This window comes from Flavobacterium johnsoniae (assembly GCF_030388325.1).
Lineage (GTDB): Bacteria > Bacteroidota > Bacteroidia > Flavobacteriales > Flavobacteriaceae > Flavobacterium > Flavobacterium johnsoniae_C.
Window position 1 is genome coordinate 774,052 of sequence record NZ_CP103794.1, and the last position, 21,101, is coordinate 795,152.

11 protein-coding genes are annotated in these 21,101 nt (G+C 35.2%); 3 read left to right on the forward strand and 8 right to left on the reverse strand.

Features of this window, described 5'->3' with window-relative positions; all coding sequences use genetic code 11:
• Nucleotides 1-15 precede the first annotated feature (15 nt).
• The 3 genes from NYQ10_RS03605 to NYQ10_RS03615 all read left to right on the forward strand — a co-directional run bounded on the left by NYQ10_RS03605 (nucleotide 16) and on the right by NYQ10_RS03615 (nucleotide 2,995).
• Nucleotides 16-1,161, forward strand: a complete 1,146-nt coding sequence (locus NYQ10_RS03605; protein ID WP_289878930.1) for a helix-turn-helix domain-containing protein — start codon at nucleotides 16-18, stop codon at nucleotides 1,159-1,161.
• Between the two features lie 159 nt (nucleotides 1,162-1,320).
• Entirely contained in the window at nucleotides 1,321-2,313 is a 993-nt protein-coding gene (locus NYQ10_RS03610; RefSeq protein WP_289878931.1) for an alpha/beta fold hydrolase, read from the forward strand.
• 7 nt (nucleotides 2,314-2,320) lie between these two features.
• The gene (locus NYQ10_RS03615) at nucleotides 2,321-2,995 is read left to right on the forward strand and encodes a hypothetical protein (protein ID WP_289878932.1); all 675 of its coding nucleotides are present in this window, start codon (nucleotides 2,321-2,323) and stop codon (nucleotides 2,993-2,995) included.
• Nucleotides 2,996-3,182: 187 nt separating this feature from the next.
• Here the strand turns inward: NYQ10_RS03615 and NYQ10_RS03620 are convergent, their stop codons facing one another.
• From NYQ10_RS03620 to NYQ10_RS03655, 8 genes are all read right to left on the reverse strand, one after another.
• On the reverse strand, nucleotides 3,183-5,579 hold the full coding sequence (locus NYQ10_RS03620; RefSeq protein WP_289878933.1) for a glycoside hydrolase family 95 protein: 2,397 nt from the start codon (nucleotides 5,577-5,579) through the stop codon (nucleotides 3,183-3,185).
• Nucleotides 5,580-5,902: 323 nt separating this feature from the next.
• Nucleotides 5,903-7,849, reverse strand: a complete 1,947-nt coding sequence (locus NYQ10_RS03625; RefSeq protein ID WP_289878934.1) for a sialate O-acetylesterase — start codon at nucleotides 7,847-7,849, stop codon at nucleotides 5,903-5,905.
• Between the two features lie 115 nt (nucleotides 7,850-7,964).
• A complete protein-coding gene (locus tag NYQ10_RS03630; RefSeq protein ID WP_289878935.1) occupies nucleotides 7,965-9,464 on the reverse strand; it encodes a cellulase family glycosylhydrolase in 1,500 nt (499 codons plus the stop codon).
• 95 nt (nucleotides 9,465-9,559) lie between these two features.
• Nucleotides 9,560-11,797, reverse strand: coding sequence for a glycoside hydrolase family 3 C-terminal domain-containing protein (locus NYQ10_RS03635; protein WP_289878936.1), 2,238 nt, complete (start codon nucleotides 11,795-11,797; stop codon nucleotides 9,560-9,562).
• Nucleotides 11,798-11,887: 90 nt separating this feature from the next.
• A complete protein-coding gene (locus NYQ10_RS03640; RefSeq protein ID WP_289878937.1) occupies nucleotides 11,888-13,444 on the reverse strand; it encodes a GH39 family glycosyl hydrolase in 1,557 nt (518 codons plus the stop codon).
• 272 nt (nucleotides 13,445-13,716) lie between these two features.
• Nucleotides 13,717-15,723, reverse strand: a complete 2,007-nt coding sequence (locus tag NYQ10_RS03645) for a glycoside hydrolase family 97 protein (RefSeq protein WP_289878938.1) — start codon at nucleotides 15,721-15,723, stop codon at nucleotides 13,717-13,719.
• A gap of 268 nt (nucleotides 15,724-15,991) precedes the next feature.
• On the reverse strand, nucleotides 15,992-18,391 hold the full coding sequence (locus NYQ10_RS03650) for a glycoside hydrolase family 31 protein (protein WP_289878939.1): 2,400 nt from the start codon (nucleotides 18,389-18,391) through the stop codon (nucleotides 15,992-15,994).
• Nucleotides 18,392-18,586: 195 nt separating this feature from the next.
• Nucleotides 18,587-21,073: a glycoside hydrolase family 2 TIM barrel-domain containing protein gene (locus tag NYQ10_RS03655; RefSeq protein ID WP_289878940.1), complete on the reverse strand. Its 2,487-nt coding sequence runs from the start codon at nucleotides 21,071-21,073 to the stop codon at nucleotides 18,587-18,589.
• Between the last annotated feature and the right edge of the window lie 28 nt (nucleotides 21,074-21,101).

Genomic DNA, 21,101 nt, shown 5'->3' on the forward strand with positions numbered 1-21,101 from the left:
AAGAAATATTTTATCTTGCTCCGTATTTCAACAACAGATTTAACCAAAATCAAAACCGATATGTTGTATTTAACGGGCATCATAATTACCTTTTTTCTGGTTGTTATTCTCGCCAGCAAAAAGAACAAAAGTCAAGCCGATAAAATTCTGACTTTTTGGTTGTTTTGTACTGGATTTCATTTGTTTTTATATTATCTGCATTATAAAAAAGACTTTGTTTCATTTCCATTTCTTTTAGGTTTAGAACTTCCAATGCCTTTATTACAAGGTCCGTTTTTGTATTTGTACACTTCGGCTTTGACTAATCAAAACAAAAATAAAAAATACAATTGGTTGCATTTTCTACCATTTGTAATTGCTGTATTGGTTTTAATGCCGTTTTTCACTTTATCATTTCAAGAAAAATTAAAAGTTTTTGAGAATGACGGAAAAGGATATGAAAATCTGATTCTGATTCTGTACAGCGCTATTTTAATTTCTGGAATTACATACGCATTGCTTTCACTTCGAAAACTTTCAAAACATCAAAAAAACATTTCAGAAGCTTTTTCTTCTACAGAAAAAATCAATTTACGCTGGCTTCAATATTTAATTCTCGGATCAAGTATAATCTGGCTTGTTGTGATTTTTTACGAAGACGAATATATTTTTTCATTCGTTGTTTTTTATCTGATGTTTATTGGTTATTTCGGTATCAAACAGGTTGGAATTTTCACCAATCAAACTATTTCTGAAAATATTGTTTTAAATGTTCCTTCTAATGAAAATATTAAAATCGAAACCAATTCAGAAAAAATTAAATATGAAAAGTCCAGTTTAAGTTCAAAAGAACTTCAATCCATTCATCAAAAATTAATTCAAATAATGGATGATGAAAAACTCTATAAAAATCCTGATTTGACTTTGACAGAATTGTCTCAAAAACTAAATGTTCATCCAAATGTACTTTCTCAGGTTATCAATTCAGCCGAAGGAAAAAACTTTTACGATTACATCAATTTACAACGTGTAGAAGAATTCAAAAAGTTAATTCTGCTCCCCGAAAATCAAAAATTCACTTTACTTTCCATTGCTTTTGAATGTGGTTTTAATTCAAAAACGGCTTTCAATAGAAACTTCAAAAAAGCAACTGGACTTTCTCCTTCTGAATTTTTAAAATAAAGTCATAGATTTTTTAATCTCGCAAATTCCCACACAAAAAACCTTAGCAACTTAGTTCCTTAATAACTTAGCCTCTTAAAAAAAGAACCACCTTACAAGTTGGTGCGACCAGCATAACATTGAAATACATCTTTGCAGAAATTTTAATCAATTCTTGCAATGAAAACCAAAACACTTTACTCAGCCATAATAGCTGTTTCCATTTTCTTTTTTATGGGATGTGAAAATGAAAATGACATTAATGAATCTGGATATTTAGTTCCGAAAACGGTCGATGAAGATCCGTCGATTCCATCCATTTTTGTAAACGGAACACAATTTCATTCGGAAACTTTTGGAAATCTAAACGATCCAATGTTAATCTTTTTACACGGCGGTCCTGGTTCTGATTACCGAAACGGATTAAATGTAAAACAATTAGCAAACGAAGGCTTTTATGTTGTTTTTTACGATCAACGCGGTTCGGGATTATCCAAAAGACACGATAAAAAAACGTATTCCATTCCATTAGTTTTAGACGATTTAACTGAAATTATCAAATACTACAGAACTTCTCCGAATCAAAAAGTTTTTCTATTCGGTCATTCATGGGGCGCAATGCTCGCTAGTGCTTATGTCAATCAATATCCAAATTCTATAAATGGAGTAATTCTTGCCGAACCGGGCGGACTTAACAAAAAACTACTTGACGAATATGGTGAAATGAGCCGTAAAATCAATATTTTCTCAGAAGTCACAAGTAATCTTTTGTATGTCGATCAATTTTTAACGGGAAAAGAAAATCAACATGCAATTTTAGATTATAAATACGGAATTTCTTCGAGTTTTACCTATGCGAAAGGAAATGACGAAGGAATTCCGGGTCCGTCGCCGTTTTGGAGAATTGGCACAACCGTTTTAGAGAGTTTTATTGATATATCTGAAAATGAAGGATTTGACTTTACAACCAACTTAGATCAATATCAGACAAAAGTTTTGTTTTTGTATGGCGAATTGAATAAATCTTACGGATTGCCTTTTGCCCAAAAAGAAGCGGCTTATTTTCCAGTTTCGGAAATTGCAGAAGTAAAAGGAACAGGACACGAAATGATTTATTTTAAATGGGAAAATGTCGAGCCTTTGGTGTTGAATTATTTAAACAATCTAAAATAGTTCGGCCATGAAAGCAATAATAGCACTAATCGTATTTCTCTTTTCGCTTCTTACTTCTCACATTTCACAAGCACAAACGATTAATTGGGAAAGTCTTCAAGAAAATCAAAAACATATTTTAAACGTAAATGCAGGCTGGGATTATAGTTTTGTTTACGGATTGAGTTATGGTTATCATTTAAAAACCAAAATGCCAATTGTTTTAGAAAGTTCCATTTCTTTCGCATCTGGCGAAGTTATTTTTGATGATTTTAAAACCAAAATAGGCGGACAAATGAATGTTTATCAAATTGAAAATTTTCGTTTTAATGCTTCAATTCACGGAATTTACAGACGATACGAAAATCCTTTAGTAACACTTCAGAATTTTGGCACCGATGCTGGAATTGTTATTGGATATTATAAACCAAAATGGTTTGCTTCTGGAGAATTTAGTTTTGATAAAGCAATCGTTACCCATTTTAAACATTCTGCTATTTACAGAGAAGTTTATCCCGATGTAAAAAATGGTTGGTATGAGCCTGCAACGGGAGGAAATTTCAATTTCGGAATTCAGGGCGGTTATTCTTTTGGTCGAAATGATGTTACGTTGCGGGCAGGAAAAGTGATGACACAAGATTTTAAAACAACGCCATTGATTCCGTTTTATGTGCAATTGGGATATAATTATAAAATGGATTAAGTTCCATATTTATAGAAAATTATGCTCAATATAAAAAAGTCTCTGAGAGGCAAAATATTTATAGAAATCCAATTGCATAAAGACAAGAGCTCCAGCGGAGCTTTATAATGTAAATGTCATTATTTGCTATAAGCTACCTAAAAACACAAAACCCGGCAGGTTTTAAAACCTGTCGGGTTTTGTGTTTTTAAAAATCGATTTCCTTCTTTTCTCCTTTTTTCAAAACAACCTCTTGTTTTTTGTCTCCAAAAATCAAAGTTGTTTTACCTCCATTTTTAGAATAAATAATTACTTTTTGCGGTTTTTTATTGCTCCAAGTCATTTCGATTTCAAATCCGCCTCGTGCGCAAATTCCTTTTACAGAACCTTCTGACCAAGCGTCTGGTAAAGCAGGAAGTAATCGGATTTCGTTTTCGTCGGATTGCACTAACATTTCGGCAACTGCAGCTGCGCCACCAAAATTACCGTCAATTTGAAATGGCGGATGTGCGTCGAATAAATTTGGATATGTTCCTCCTCCTCTTCTTGGTTTATCCGTTTTCTTTCCGTCGGGATCTACATAGCGAAGTAATTCTCGGAACATTTTATAAGCACGATTTCCGTCCCAAAGTCTTGCCCAAAGATTGATTCTCCATCCTTTTGACCAGCCTGTGGTTTCGTCGCCTTTTATTTCTAATGTTTTCTTTGAAGCTTCAGCTAAATCAGGCGTTTTTAAAGGCGTAATATGATCCCCAGGGAAAAGTCCGAATAACTGTGATTGATGACGATGTTTTGGATCATTATCTTCCCAATCGAAATACCATTCCTGCAGATTTCCTTTTTTACCAATTTGATACGGATGCAATTTTGAAAGAGCTGTTTCCAGTTTTTTTCTGAAATCAGTATCCGTATTTAATACTTTTGATGCTTTTATGGTTTTATCAAAACATTCTCGAATCATAGCTAAATCAGCCGTTCCACCATAAAATGTTGCACCAACAAAACCATCTGCCAGTTTATATTGATTTTCTGGCGAAGTCGATGGCGATGTAATTAGATTTCCGTTTTTATCGGTAACCAACCAGCCTAAACAAAATTCGGCTGCGCCTTTCATCAATGGATAACCTTCTTTTTTTAAATAAGTCAAATCTTGCGTAAAAGTGTAATGTTCCCAAATATGAGTGCTCAACCAAGCTTGCGCCATTGGCCAGCACGCCCACATTGGATCTTCTTTTCCAAACTGTCCAACCGGATTGGTCATTGCCCAGATATCCGAATTATGCGCTGCCGCCCAGCCTTTATCTACTCCATAAAAAGTCTTTGCCGTAATTTTTCCTGTCACCGAAAGATTTTTAATAAAACTCAAAAGTGACGAATGCATTTCGGAAAGATTGGTGTTTTCTGCCAGCCAGTAATTTTCTTCCAAATTGATATTCATCGTATAATTACTGCTCCAAGGCGGACTTAAATGCGGATTCCAAAGTCCTTGTAAATTGGCAGGAACACCCAAAGTTCTTGACGAACTGATTAATAAATAACGTCCGAAATTGAAATATAAAATTTCTAGGTTTTTATCTTCTTTTCCATCAGCGTAGCGTAACAAACGTTCGTCGGTTGGTAAATCTGGAGCGGTTGTTTTTCCTAAATCTAAAGTGACACGATTAAAGAATTTTTGGTAATCAGCAATATGAGATTCTTTTAGTTTATCGAATGGTTTTGCGTAGGCGTTATTCAGATTCCCCAATGCAATTGAAACATCATCTAAACCTTCTGATGCTGGATTTTTGTCAAAACCATTAAAACTTGTCGCTACAGAAACAAAAATAATCGCTTCGGTCGCATCCTTTAAGGTTAAGGTTTGTCTAGAACTTGTAATTTTTCCGTCCGTTTTTTTGATTTGGACTAAACCTGTAAATCTTGTTCCTCTATCTTTTAAATTCAAGGATTTTGGCAGAACATTATATCCAGCATTTTCATGAATTGGTGCGGCACCTTTTAAAACCAAAATATTGTTTCGCACTTCAACATTTGATTGTAAAAGGCTTTTTAGATTAATATCAAAATTTAAAGCACCTTTTTGATCGGCTGTCAATTTTATAATCATGACTTTGTCTGGAGCTGATACAAAATATTCACGTGTATATTTTATTCCAGCCATTTCGTAACTTACTTTTGAAACAGCATTTGAAAGATCTAATTCGCGATGAAAATTTACTGCTTTTCCTTTTTCGGAATTATTGATTTCTAATGTTCCTAAAGGCGCATACGATTCGGAATTTTTTCCCTGAACTTTTTTATTGAGTTCTTCTGCCAATTTGTAGTTTTCGTTTTGTAAAGCTTCACGAATTGCCTGAATATTTTTGTAAGCTTCGGGACTCATATTGGCATTTACGGGTTCACCTGACCAAAGTGTAATATCATTCAAATAAATTTTATCTGAATTGGCGCCTCCAAAAACCGTTGCTCCCATTTTTCCGTTTCCTAAAACCAAACTTTCTTCAAAAAATTCTGCTGGTTGTTTGTACCATAAAACATGTTTGGATTGAGCCGAAATGTTTGTATAATAAGATGTGAGAAGTAAAATGAGAAATGTTTTTTTTATCATATCTAAGTTTATCTTATCCTAACAGGTTTCCAAAACCTGTTAGGTATTTTATTGAATATCTAAAAACTAATAAAATCTATCTGATACCTAACAGGTTTTGGAAACCTGTTAGGATAGAAATGTACAATGAGTCAGATGTTTCTACGGAACATTCTTGCGGTCGTAACTTATATCAACGGATTTCATCCGTTGCTACCGACCAATTGTTCCTAACGGAACATTTTTAATTTATTTTCATTCAAACAAATTTCAAAAACCTTTCAAATGACATTTTACTTCTCACTAATTACTAAGGACTAATTACTATTCACTAAGAACTAAAACTATTTACTCACTTTATATTTCTCATTTGCCGTAATCATTTCCCAATTATCAGTTCTAAATGGCGATGCAGGAAATTTTTCTTTATTGAAAAGATTGATCGTCGTATCATCATCTGCCCAACCGTAATGAACTGCAACAGGATTTTGAACTTTATCGCTCGACACAATTATTTTGTTGTCTTTTATTATCGCTTTCGCGGAATGAAAAACTTTATCTGAACCAGCGATTTCGAAACCTTTTAATTCATCGTTATTTGGCGTTGATAACCCACTGCCAATGTTATCGAAAGTTAGGATAATTTGATTTCCTTTTATTTCTTGAGATTTATACGTTGGTCCGCTGTGAATTTGTTTTTTACCGTAAATATTGTTCAGCGCTGTTGCTGCCAAACGCAAACCAATATCTTGTTTGTTGGTTGGGTGAATGTCTTTTGCGTTTCCGATATCGGTTGTAACGGCCATTCCTGTGTTTGGTAGTTTTAAGGTTTCAGATTGTGCTTCGCGAAGTTCTGCCCAACGGCTTCCTTTTTGGCTGTTTCCACCAAATTCATCAAATGTTGATAATTGAACGAAATAGAAAGGAAAGTCACCTTGTTTGAATTTGGTTCTCCAATCGTTGATCATTAAAGGAAATGACTTTTTGTATTCTGCTGCTCTCCAAACATTGGCTTCACCTTGATACCACAAAACGCCTTCAATCGCATACGGAACCAACGAATTTACCATTGCATTGTACAATAATGATGGATAACTGTTTGGTGAAACGGCAATTTTTACCTGAACAACATTGAATTTCCAAAGTCCGTCAAGCGGAAAATTTGAATCTTTAAAATCGATTTTTAAATCGGTTGGATCGCCGTAGATTCCGCCGCCGCCGCTGTAATCTGTAATTCTTACGGCGATTACGTTTGTCCCTTCTTTTAAGACATTTGCCGGAATTTTATAAACTCTTAGTTTGTCCCAAAGGTTATTGGTTCCAACTTCTACTCCGTTTACATACGTTTTGTCTTCGTCGTCGACTTTTGCTAAATGTAAAGTAGCTTCTTTTTTAGCTTGTTCTGCAGTCAAAACAATTGTTTTTCGCATCCAAACTATTCCGTCGATATTGCCGATTTGCTGATTTTCCCAAAGTGAAGGCACTTTTATTTCCGGCCAGTTTTTATCCTGAAAATCTGGTTTTTTAAATTGATCTTCGTTTTCCATCGAAACATCAAAACCTTGTATTTTTTTAAGATTATCAAAAACTGATTTTTTATAAACTTCTAAAATTGCATTGATATCTACATTTGGAACATTTGCAATCATCGATTTAAATTCGTCGCTTTTTTCGAATGCTTCACGGCTTGTCCAAGTTTCTACATTGGTTCCGCCCCAAGAAGTGTTAATGATTCCGATTGGGATTTTTAATTCCGAATATAATTTTCTAGCGAAATAATAACCGACTGCTGTAAAATTGCCAACGGTTTCTTTGTTAGCTACTTCCCATTTTCCTTGTTTCAAATCGTCTTTTGGAGTTCCGCTTAAATCTTGAGCAACACCAAAATGACGAATCATTGGATAATTAGAATGAGCAATTTCTTTTTCGGAATTCATGGTTTTGACAACCTGAAATTCCATATTTGATTGTCCGCTGCAAATCCAAACTTCTCCAACCAAAACATTTTTGATTGTAATTTTATTTTTTCCGATAATGATTAATTCGAAAGGTCCTCCAGCTTTTTCAGCATTTAAATTTAGTGTCCATTTTCCGTTTTTATCGGCTGTTGTTTTCTTGATTTGTTTATTAAAATGAATTTCCACATTTTCATTCGCGTCAGCAAAACCCCAAATCGGAATTTGTTTGTCTCTTTGCAAGACCATTCCGTCAGAGAATATTAAAGGCATTCTCACATTAGCATTAGCTAAAACACTAATAAACAGAAAAATAAATATTACACTTTTTTTCATTTTTTCTAATTTAAATATTTTGAAACCATATAAGTGATATAAGTTATTTTAAGTTTTTATTTCACGATGTGCTTAAATTTACTTATATCACTTATATTGGTTTAACTTCATTTTTTTACTTTAATCCGTCTATTAACGCGTTTAAAGCTTGTGTATCGAATACGGTATTATTTGTTCTATTCATGATTCCGAAACCGTTGTTTCCTAAACTTCCTTCGTCCCAATAAAAAGGTAATAATCCGTTTGCTTTTGCTGTTTTGACTACCGTTTTTAAATAATAGGCTCTTGAATTTAAATGTAAAGTAAGCGCATCTCCTGTTAAAGTTGTTCTGCGGATGGCTCCAAATTCGCCTAATAAAACCGGAATTCCTTTGTCTACAAATTGGGTTTTCATCAATTTAAAGCTTTTTTCTAAATCAGCTTCTTCTCCCCAAGTTGCATTTCGTTCTGTATCTGTTGTAGAATGAAATCCTGCGCCCCAATAATAGAACATTTTGCCCCAAGTTTCGTCTTTGGTTAAACCAGCAAAATTCCAAGGAGAATAATAATGAACTTCGACCATCATTCTGCCCGTTACTTTATCTACTGGCAATGTAGTCATTAATTTGTTTGTTTTTTCAATATCTGTTGTTGGACCTTGAACGACTAAAACACGCGTTGCATTTTTTCCGCCTGTAGAACGAACTGCATCTATAAAAGTTTGATGATAAGAAGTTAAAACTGCCATTTGAGTGGCATCTTCAACCGCTGGTTCGTTGGCGCTGGCGAAAAGTAAATGTTCGTCGAAACCTCTTAAATGCGTTGCGATTTGTTCCCAAAACGCTTTTTGTTTGGCATTGTTTTCAACTTTTTTGGCTTCGGTAATATTGTTTTCCAGCCAACCGCCGTCCCAGTGAATGTTTACTACGACATACATATCGTTATCAACGCAATATTGCACGACTTCTTTCACTCGGTTTAACCAATCTATTTTGATTTTTGCTGTTGCAGCATTTTCCAGATTCTGATTCCAAGAACACGGAATTCTAATAGCATTAAAACCGTTTGCTTTTACAGCATCAATTAAAGTTTTAGTCACTTTTGGATTTCCCCAAGCGGTTTCGCCTCCGGTTGCTTCCAAAGTATTTCCGATATTCCAGCCTAATTTAATTTTTGCTGCTAATTCAACCGCTGAACTTCCCATTCCGGAAGCATCAGCCGCAATCGGATTGGTATTGTAACTTGGATACAAACTTCCTGCTGCCTGCGAAACTGAAATTTCTACAGATTTAGCTTCGCTTGAAGTTAAAGTCAATATTGAATTTCGTGCAGAAGTTGTAGCATTTTCTGAAGCGGTAATTTTTACTACTGTACCTCCTGAAGTTCCGGTAGTCTGGCTTAATTTTATCCAACTTACCGGATTACTTATGTTCCAGTTAACGCCAGTAGAATTAATTGTTATTTCAATTGTATTTTCTTTGCTTTCAAAATCAATTTTGCTTGTGCTCACAGAAAGCATTTTTATACTTATCGGAGTTTCTTCTGTATCTGATTTATCTGAACTGCAAGCTAAAACGCCTAAAAAAGCAAAGCATAATATAAAACTCAAGATATAATCTTTGATTGGTTTTTTCATTTGGTTTGGTTTAAGTTAAGTGTAAGTTTTTAAAATCAACGCCAGCTTTTTATGGGCTGGCGTTGAGAGTTTGGTTATTTTAAGCAATAACAGTTTTATTTAACTGTTACTTGAATTTCTTTTTTAATATCTCTTGAAGAAGTTCCTAATTTAATCGTGTATTTTCCAGGCTCAACTGTCCATTTTTTAGAAGCAACATCATAATAAGCCAATTCTTTTACTGGAACTTTGATAGTTACTTTTGCTGAACTTCCAGCTTTTACATCTGCTTTTTTGAAACCTTTTAGTTCTTGTGCTGCACGTGTAATTTTAGAATCAGATTTTGAAGTGTATAATTGAACTACTTCTTTTCCGTCTACTTTTCCTGTGTTTTTAACGTCAACAGTAACTTCAATTACATCGTTTTGAGCGTATGAATCTTTATTTGCTTTTGCATTATCAAGCGCGAAAGTCGTGTATGATAATCCGTAACCGAAAGGATATAACGGCGCCACATTTTTAGTATCAAACCAACGGTATCCAATTAAAAGTCCTTCTGCATAATTTACCGCTTTGTCTCCAGGGAAACTGTTTGTAGCATGCGCAGGAGAATCTTTTAAAGCAACTGGCATTGTCCAAGGCAATTTTCCTGACGGATTTACTTTTCCTAAAATCACATCTGCCAAAGCATTTCCTCCTTCAGAACCATTAAACCAACTCCAAACTAAAGCAGAAGATTTTTTGCTTACTTCATTAATATCGAAAGGCGCTCCGGCAACCATTACTACAATAGTTTTTGGATTAACTGCCAATACTTTTTTGATTAATTCTTCTTGTCCGAAAGGCAAATGTAAATCTCTACGATCCGAAGCTTCTGTTTCGTAATCACGGTTTGAACCTGCAAAAATGATCGCAACATCTGAATTTTTAGCCGCATCAACAGCTTCCTGAACTTTTGCTGGATCTAAGGCATCAATTGTAACTGGCCCATTAGCCGTAATATTTCCTAAATTTCCTTTGTTTTTCTCATCGTAACGCTCTAAATATCCTTCAGCATAATTAATTTTGATTGATGAAGGCAGTCTGTTTTTAAGACCTTCAAGAGGCGTAACTTCTCTTTTTGTTTTTACACCCGCTCCAAATCCGCCAAGAGCGTTTTTCTTTGTTGCGTTGTTTCCGATAACGGCGATTGATTTAACTCCGTCTAGTTTTAGTGGTAATGCATTGTTTTCATTTTTCAACAATACGATTGCTTCTGCAGCAATTTTGTAAGCGTCTTGATAATGTGCTTCGGTTGCGATGCTTCCTTTTGCACGTGTTCCGCCACCCATTGCTTTTACCTGAAATAATGTTCTTAAAATACGTTTTACATGAAGATCAATTTCTTTTTCTGAAACTTCTCCCGATTTAACTGCAGCAATTAATTTATCTGCCAAGAAAAATTCATTGAAAGGTTTTGGTGTTCCCATTTCAATATCTAAACCGCTTTTCAAAGATTTTGCTGTAGAATGCACCGCAGCCCAATCTGAAACGACTACACCTTTAAATCCCCATTCGTCACGAAGGATTTTGTTCAGCATATAATCATTTTCACATAAATATTCTCCTCTGAATTTATTGTAAGCGCCCATTATGCTGTATGCTTTTGCTTCTTTTACCGAAGCTTCAAAAGCAGGAAGATAAATTTCGCGAAGTGTACGCTCGTCAATTTGTACATCAACAAAATCACGATTTGTTTCCTGATTGTTTGCTGCGTAATGTTTAACACAAGCCATTACATCTTTTTCTTGTAAACCAACGATCAACGGCACTGCGATTTTTTTATTCAAAAACGGATCTTCTGACATATATTCATACGTTCTTCCTCCAAGCGGTGTTCTTACCATATTGATGGCTGGCGAAAGCAACATATCTTTGTCTCTTGCACGTAATTCTTCTCCTAAACTGGTTCCGAAAGTGTGTGCCATTTCTGCGTTCCAAGTTGCCGCCAAAGCACCACCCGCAGGATAATAAGTCGCAAAATCATTTGTCCAACCAGCCGGAGCCCAATTGTCTCTTGAAATTTCCTCACGAACTCCCAACGGACCATCGGCCATTTTTAATTCTGGAATTCCTAAACGTTTTACGCCTGCATTGGCAAACATGCTGTTTCCGTGAAGCATTCCGATTTTTTCTTCTAATGTCATTTGCGAAATCAGTTTGTCGATTTCTGCATCATGATTTGTGCTTATTTCTTTTCCAACGTATTCTTCGGTTTGTGCCGAATTTGAAGCCAAAGTCTGCGCATCATTTTTACACGAAGTAAATAATGCAAAAACCAAAGCTGCTGAAAGGAACATCATTTTGTTTTTCATAGATAGTTAGGTGTTTTGATTTAAAGATTTTGATCCTCACGCATTGTCTTTAAATACCGTTAATATTATATGTTTGTGGTTTTATCTCAATTATTGTTTGATTAAATTCAGCATGACAACATCATTTTCATTGATTTTAAATTCTTTGCTGAAAGTTCCTTTTGCGTCAATTGTAATTTTTTCTGTTGCAATTGGCGCGCCGTTATTTTTCTCTTTTATGGAATTGACTTGCTGACGTGTTAATTGACTTGGCTTATTCATTGCTAAATAATCCGCGAAAGCGTCGTTTACTTTGTAACCCACTTTGTAAATTTCTAAAAGATATTTTCCTTTCTGCATTCCGTCAATCTCCACTTTCACTTTTCCTTTTTCTTTTGATGGAAGGTCTTTTATGTAATAGGTTTGATTCAATTCTTTATCGCCTGGATGTGTATTGGTAAAATCCCACAATAAAACCTGAACATCTCCTTTTGCATTTTTAGAAGTCCAAGAAGCTTTATCACTGTTTTGAAGTTCTGTTTCTCCTAATTTATTCATTAAATAATAAGAGAAATAAGCTGGCTTTTTAATTCCTTGTGTATTCAATAATCCGAAACCGCCGTGAAATGGCGTAAATCTTGGCCCAGCTTCTTCAAAAATATCAGTAAAAACCCAGTATGACATGGAGTTTGCAGCATTGCCAACTTGTTTTATTTTTTGCAGAATATAAGCTGCTGAATGATAACTGTCGTGAATTGGATCTGCTGGTGTATAAGATGTACTCCATTCTGTGTAATGCAATTCAAGATTTGGTTTAGCAGATTCTGAAATCTGTTTGCGAGAATTTAAAATATCGCCACTTACGCCGAATTCATCCTGACTTAAGATAGTTCCCGAAGTTCCAAATTCGTCCAGATATCCGTGTTTCACTCCGTAAGTATGTGTTGAAATAAAATCAATCGGAACATTATTCTTTTCACAAAAAGCAATTGTTTCAGGAACCCAAGCTGCGCCGGCAGTTGCAGGTCCTCCAACTTTATAAGCAGGATTTACTGCTTTTACACCACGAACTGCATAATCGTATAATTTATAATATTCTTCTTGTGTACTGCTCCAAAATCCAGGTGAAAGATTCGGTTCGTTCCAAACTTCAAAATACCACGTTTTTACTTCTTCATCTCCGTATCTTTCTTTAAAATGAGCTGTTAGATTTCGAACTAAATCTTCCCATTTTTTATAATCTTTTGGAGGCGTAACGTTTCCTTTCCACCAGAAAATCGTTTCTTTTCCGCTTGCCAATGCATTCGGCATAAAACCTAATTCCACAAACGGTTTCATTTTCAGACTCACAATATAATCAAACAAGACGTCTACATATTGATAATTATATTCTGGATTTCCTTTTTCGTCTTCACGATAAACCGCCATATCATCTGTCAATAAACCATGAAATCGAATGTATTTAAAATCACATTCTTTTTTTACCAACGCCAATTGTTGCTGCCAGTCAGCTCTCAAACCTTCGTTTGCTCTTCCCGCACCAATGCATTCTTTGAACATGGTGTTTAATTTTCCTGCTTCTTTTTTGAAATCGACTTTTATCGTTCGATTTTGTGCCATCAAATGGACTGAACTAATTAAAACTGCCGCTATTAAAAGTTTTTTCATCTGAAAATGGTTTTGTTTATTTTTTTGCCACAGATTAAAAGGATTCTAAAGGATTTTTTTCTTTTTTCTCTCGCAGATTTGGCAGATTGCTTCGCCTGTTCGCTATCGCTCGAGTGAGCTGATTTAAAAAAATCTGCATGATCTGCTAAATCTGCGAGAGCAATAATCCTTTTAATCCTTGCAATCTGTGGCTAAATATTTTATTTTTTAACTATATGTTAGACGCACTGCAGTGCATCTCTACAAATGCATTTGTCAAAAAACTGAACTGATTATAATTTCTTGAATCTTACAGCTCCACCGCCTGCGCCGCCTAATTTCAATTGTAATTTATCTGAAGCTTTTACAGTTTTCTTCGAAATTGCTACGGCTTCTGGATTGTGTGTTTGATCTGTTCCTTCGGCATCAACATAAATCTGTGCTTCGTAAGTTGCATTTGGATCTAAGAATGATAATGAAACCTCAACATTTCTTGGTTTTTCATTTGTTAAAGTTCCTAAATACCAATCAGCGCTATTTCTGTCTTTTCTTGCTGTTGTGATGTATTCGCCAATTTTTCCTTCTAAGATTTTAGTATCTTCCCAATCTGTTGGAACATCTTTTAAGAATTGCAACGCTGGTTTTCCTTCGTAATTTTCTGGAAGATCAGCTAACATTTGAATTGGAGAATAAATCGTTACATACAATGCCAATTGCTGTCCAACTGTTCCTTGAATTCTTTTTCCTGGATAACCTTGTTTTACTTCAACATCAAAAATTCCAGGCGTAAAATCCATTGGACCAGAAAGCAATCTTGTAAACGGAATAATGCTTAAATGGTTTGGCGGATTTCCTTCGCTCCAAGCATTATATTCTTGTCCACGCGCTGCTTCTCTCGAAACCATGTTTGGGAAAGTTCTTCTTTCTCCCGTATCTTTTATTGATTCGTGGTATAAAACTGCTAAATCATATTGCGCTGCTTTTTCTAAAATATATCTGAAATAATTTACTCCAAATTGCCCGAAATGCATTTGTTTCATATTCAATTTCGAACCTACATGACCGATTTTTACGGTATGAATTCCCAATTTTTTGTATAAAGCAAAGCCTTCGTCAACTTCTTTTAGGTAGTTAATTAAGTTTGAACCTGTTTCGTGGTAACCGATTAATTCGATGTTCTTTTTCTTTCCATATTCAACCACTTTTTCTAAATCGAAATTGTCAGCACTTTTTGTGAAACTGAACATGTGCATACGGTTTTCATACCAACCCGGTGTCCAACCTTTGTTCCATCCTTCGATTAATAAATGGTGGAAACCTTCTTTTGCTGTAAAATCAATATATTCTTCAGCGTGTTTGGTTGTTGCGCCTTGTTTGTCGCTTTCCCAGAAAGTATATTTCCCGATGTGCATTCCCCACCAAATTCCTAAGTATTTGTAAGGCTTGAAATAACTTGCCGTATTCTTTAATTTGTTTGGTTCGTTTAAGTTTAAAACCAAATAAGAAGTAATCAATTCTCCAGGATTTTCACCAATTTGAAGAGTTCTCCAAGAAGAAGTAAAAGTATCTTTTACACGAACTTTTACACCGTCAGGCCAAGGCACTAAATCCGATTTTAATTCTGTTCCCTTAGTATTTACCAAAGTCATACTCGCAAAATCAATCAAGTTTGCTTCGTGGAAACTTAACGCTAATCCGCTTTTACTTTCGATTGTTAGTGGAGTTAAAACGGTATCCAAAGTACTTACTGGCGCATCTTTGAAAAGATATTCGTCACGATTTTCTCTGTTTGCTGGAATCCACCAAGCTTTTCCGTCTTCTTTTAAGTTGAAAGTTGTTTTTTCATCTGTAATGAAAATACTGTCTTTTACATTTTGTTTTGGATAAACATATCTAAAAGCAACTCCGTCATCGAAAGCACGAAACTGAATTTGCAGTTTTCTTTTATTTCCAATTTTTTGCTGTAAATCAACGACCAATTGATTGTAGTGATTTCTGATGTTTTTCTTTTCTCCCCAAACTTGTTCCCAAGTTTCATCAAACGTAGAAGTTTTTGCTCCTTTTATTTCAAAGTTTGAACTTAAATCTTCGTTTCCTTTCAATACAAATCCCATATCAGACGGAGAAATCACTTCTGTTTTTCCATGAGAAACGGCGTATTTTGGAGCGTTTTTTACCAGCTCAAATTTGATTTTGTTTTTTCCGTTTGGCGATGCCAATTCGTAAGCGTTTTTCGTTTTTTGACTGTAGCCTATTGCTATCGAAAACAATACGGCTGGGAGAATTAGATAGTTTTTCATGTTTTTTGGAATTATTCTTTTTTGCCTAAATGCTGGCTATATTTTTTAAACACATAGAATCATAGTTCATTGGAAACTTAAAAAAGGCATTTCACCTGTTCAAATTCATATAGCTATGTGTTAGAAACTAGTTTCTTTTTATTTTCTTTTTCACAAACAAAAACATATGTTTCTAAGTGTTTAAATATTTTATTTTTTTACCACAAATTCCGCAAATTATCACAAATTCAATTCGTGTTAATTCGTGTAATTCGTGGCAGACTTACTTTTATTTTGCCCACTCAATTTTAAAAGTGGTTTTTCCGTTTAATGGATTTGAAGCTACTTCAAAATTGTTTCCAGTTTTGTTCACTTTTATTTCTTGTACTGCATCGCCTTCTGGTAAAAATACTTTGGCTGTTGCCGAAGTGGTTTTGTCGCTTGCGTAAACTTTCAATGTCAATTTGCTCCAATCCATATCTTTTGTAGACTGTGCTAAACCAATGTGTGGAATTGCTGTTCCGTCTTTGATTAAAACGATGATTGGCACTTCTCCGGCTTTAATTTTATGCCAACCCGATTGATACACTTTTTTAGTTTGGTAATCGATCCAAGTTCCTTCTGGAAGATAAACATCTCTTTCTTCAACTTCTTCAAAAAGTGGTGCAACCAACATGCTTGAACCAAATAAATATTGATTATCCACTAACCAAGCTCCCGGATCGTTTGGATATTCTACAAATAAAGCACGCATCATTGGCAAGCCTTTTTGAGAACTTTCTTTTGCTTGAGCGTAGATATATGGCATTAATTCGTAACGCATATTATCTGCTTTTCTAAATCCTTCCAAGAAATCTTTGCTGTACAACCAAGGTTCGCGAGGCGGTTCTCCATGGCTTCTTACGTGTGAAGTCAACATTCCGAATGGTGTCCATCTTCTGTAAATGTTCTCAGGCGATTTTGTTGCAAAACCTCCAACGTCATGACTCCAGAAACTGAATCCGCTTAAACCTAATGAAAGTCCGCCGCGTAATTCTGCAGACATTGCTCCGTTTGTAGTTTCAGAATCTCCTCCCCAATGTAAAGGATAACGCTGACTTCCTGCCCAAGTACTTCTTGCCCAGATTAAAGTATATCCTTTTTCTTTTTGAGTGATTTCGGCGACTGCTTTGTTGTAACGTAACGGATATAAATTGTGCTCATAAAAACCAGTTCTTCCTGAATGGTAGATTCCATCTGGCGGAGCTGCTTCTCCAAAATCTACTTTGAAAACTGCAACGCCTTCATCAAATAACTTTTTCAATTTTCCTTGGTACCAAGAAATGGTTTCTGGGTTTGAAAAATCTAAAACAGCATCTTCATATGGGAGATTTCCTTTTCTGTCTCTTACCGCCAAGTTTTTATCCATAATTTCTGGGAACAAAGTATTCTTTGGCGTGAAGTATGGTAATTGCCAAAGACAAACTTGGAAACCGTCTTTCTTTAAATCAGACATCATTTTTGTAGCATCTGGGAAACGAGATTTTGCAAACTCGTAGTTGTTTCTCCAATCTACATCAAACCAGCCTGTGTCAAAATGAATAACATCGGTTGGGATTTTGTATTTACGCAAATCCCTTGCTACTTCTCTTCCTTCTTTTTCAGAGAAATAAGTAATTCTGCTCATCCAAAAACCGAAAGACCAAAGTGGTGGCATTGCTGCTTTTCCAGTCAAATTCGTGTATTGGTCTAAGATATCTTTTGGTTCTCCGATGAAGAAAAACAAATCGGCTTCGTCGTCGCCAATATACATTTCGTTAGCACTTGAAAAATATTTTCCGAAGTCAACTGTAATTGGTGTTGAATGGTGCATGAAAACTCCGTAACCACGGCTACTCATATAAAACGGAATCGGTTTGTACATCGTTTCATTTTGGATTCCGTTTGCATCGTCCGTCCATAAAACTACTTTTGAACCACGTTTGTTGAATTGTGTGAATGATTCTCCACAACCAAATATTTTTTCGTCTGGTTCTAAGCTAAACGCAGCACCCATACTTCTTGAATAATCGCTGTTTCGGCGAACATAAGAAAACGGAAGTGTCGGCGTGTATGTATTTTTGAAATCAGTATCGTGAAGTGTACTTGTTAGCAGTTTTCCTTTTTCATCGTAGATTTTTACGTGCCACGGTTTTGTCAAAATCTCGACTTTTCCATGTTTGCTAGTGTAACTGTGACCGCCTTCGATTTTAGCATATTTCCATAATTCTGGATGATTTGGCGCAACGCCATCAACCAACATTAGAGATTCTTTTTCTGGGTGAAATTGTGGACCAGAAGTGGTTTTGATTCTAACTGTTCGATCTGAAACAAATTGAATTTCGAATGGCAAAACAGGAGATTCTGCATATTCTGTTGTTGGAAATTCGTTTGCTTTTTCCACATCTGGTTTCATCATCATGTTGTTGAAAGCCTGACGTGTTTTATAATTGTATCGCAGATATTTAATGGTTCCTTTTCCTGTTGCAGGATCAAAAGAAGCCAATTCGTCTGCGAAATAAAAAGTATTCAGATAGTTCTGAAAATCTTTACTGATATCGATTGGCGCATTTAATACGTCTGCATTTTGGATTTGAGCGTTAGCATTTGGAACTGCTAAAAATCCAAACATTAAAGCAGAAAACAATGCGGTTAGTTTTGAGTTTTTCATGAGTTAGTTTTATTCTTTATATATCTTAAAATCTTTTAAACACATAGAATCATAGCTCATCGGAGTCTTTAAAAAGGCGTTTCACTTGTTTAAATTCACATAGCTATGTGTTAGAAACTAGTTTCTTTTAATTTTCTTTTTTACAAACAAAAAATCTATGCTTCTATGTGTTTAAAATTTAACGTATTATGATTATCATTCCGTTGTGATTACAATTGTGGATTGTTTCAATCCGTTTGCTGTTGCTGTTAATTCCAATCTTCCAGATTTGTCTCCAGATTGAACAATTACTAAACATTTTCCTGCCATTGCAGTATGTTTATTTCCTTTGTACGATTCGTGGCTAACTGGATCTCCGCTGCAAACGCCTACAATTTTTCCGTTTCCTTTTAAAGAGAAATTGATTTCGTTATTAGCATTTGGAGCCAAAGTTCCTTTTGCATCTAAAATATCAACTGTAATAAATGACAAATCATTTTTATCAGCTTTGATGGTGCTTCTGTCGGCAGTTAGTTTTAATTGAGAAGGATCTCCGGCTGTTTTAATTTCTTTTTCTAAAACCACTTTTCCATCTTTACGAGAAATGGCTTTTAGAGTTCCCGCTTCAAAAGGAATTCTCCACATTACGTGTAAATCATCTCCTTTTTTGCTTCGTTTTCCAACTGATTTTCCGTTTACAAAAAGTTCAACCTCATCGGCTTTATTATAATATGCCCAAACGTCAACGGTTTGTCCTGCTTTCCAGTTCCAATGCGGAAAAATGTGCAGAACGGTTTTATCTGTCCATTCGCTTTGGTACATGTAGTACACATCTTTCGGGAAACCGGCTAAATCTACAATTCCGAAATACGAACTTACCGATGGCCATTCGTATGGCGTTGGTTCTCCGATATAATCGAAACCTGTCCAAATGTACATTCCGGAAAGGAAATCGTGTTTTTTAATGACTTTCCAAGTTGCTTCGTGCGTAGAACCCCAAGGCGCCTGAACTTGATCATAGGCTGAAACCGTATTTCCAGGATTTCCTTGCGTAAATTTAAGATCCCATCTTACTGGCCATTTTTTTATAGTATCTGAAACCGCATCATAATAACCTCTTGTTTCTAGACCTGAAGTAGTTTCCGTTGCAATGAAAGGTGTGTTTGGAAAGTTTTTTTGATGATGTTCGTACGTTTGATGCGCATAATTGTAACCAATCAAATCTAAAATACCAGATTTTGCAATAGCATTAAACTGAACATTTTTTTTCTCAAATTGTAAAGTCACTTCATCAATATTCATGTTTACTGGCGGATTCATGGCTGCAGTCAACGGACGAGTTTTATCGTATTGACGCGTAATCGCCGCTAATTCTTTGGCAATTTCGACACCTTTTTCATTCCATTGTTCTGGAATTTCATTTCCGATGCTCCAAACAAAAATACTTGGATGATTTCGGTCGCGAAGCAATTGATCGATTAGATCTTTTTTGTGCCATTTGTCCCAATCATTTGCGTAATCGTATTTGGTTTTGTTTTGTTTCCACATGTCGAAAGCTTCATCCATGACAATGAAACCCATTTTATCGCAAAGATTTAAAAGTTCCGGAGCGGGCGGATTATGAGAAGTTCTGATTCCGTTTACGCCCATTTCTTTTAGAATTTCCAATTGACGCTCGATGGCACGAGTATTAATTGCAGAACCTAATGCGCCCAAATCGTGATGCATACAAACTCCTTTTATTTTGACTTGTTTTCCATTCAAAATAAAACCTTTGTTCAAATCAAATTTGAAATCTCTGATTCCGAAAGTGGTTTTGTATTGATCAATTATTTTATCGTCGAGCGAAATTTCCGTAACTGCTGTATACAATTCCGGTTTTTCGACCGACCATAAAACTGGATTTTCGACTTCGGCAGTTTGCTTTATAGTTTGATTGGCATTGGCACCAATTGTAATATTTTGAGTAACCGATGTTACTTTAGTGTCTTCTTTAAAAATAGTTGTTGTGACAATTGCTGTTTTTGAATCTTTATTCTGATTTTGAATTGTAGTTTCAAATTGAACAGAAGCTTTTTCAGCAGAAACTTTTGGAGTTGTAATATAAGTTCCCCATTGTGCTACATGAAGTTTGTCTGTAGTTTCAATCCAGACATTTCTAAAAATTCCTGAACCCGAATACCAGCGTGAATTTGGTTGTTTTGAATTGTCAACCTTAACAATTATTTCGTTGTTTTTTTCTCCGTAATTTAAGTACGGCGTAATTTCATATTGAAAACCAATATATCCGTTTGGGCGTTTTCCTAAATGATGTCCGTTTATCCAAACTTCACTGTTTCTGTAAACGCCGTCAAAAGTGATTGAAGTTATTTTTGTACTGTCTTCATACTCAACTTTAAATGTTTTTTTGTACCAGCCCAGACCTCCGTTAAGCGATCCTCCGCCATAACCTGCTGGACTTTTTTCATCAAATTTTCCTTCGATACTCCAATCGTGCGGAACATCTAAAGTTCTCCATTTTGTTGAAGTTCCAATTGTATCTTTATCAACAATACTATCATTAAGATGAAAACTCCAATCTGTATTAAAAGAAACTTTTCGGTTTATAAATGCATCTTCCTTTTTAGTGCAGGAATTCAATAAAATAACTCCCGCTGCGATTGCCCATAAACGTATACTTTTTATGTTTTTTTTAATTTGCATAGGTACTTTTTTGTTTTTGGAATTTGAA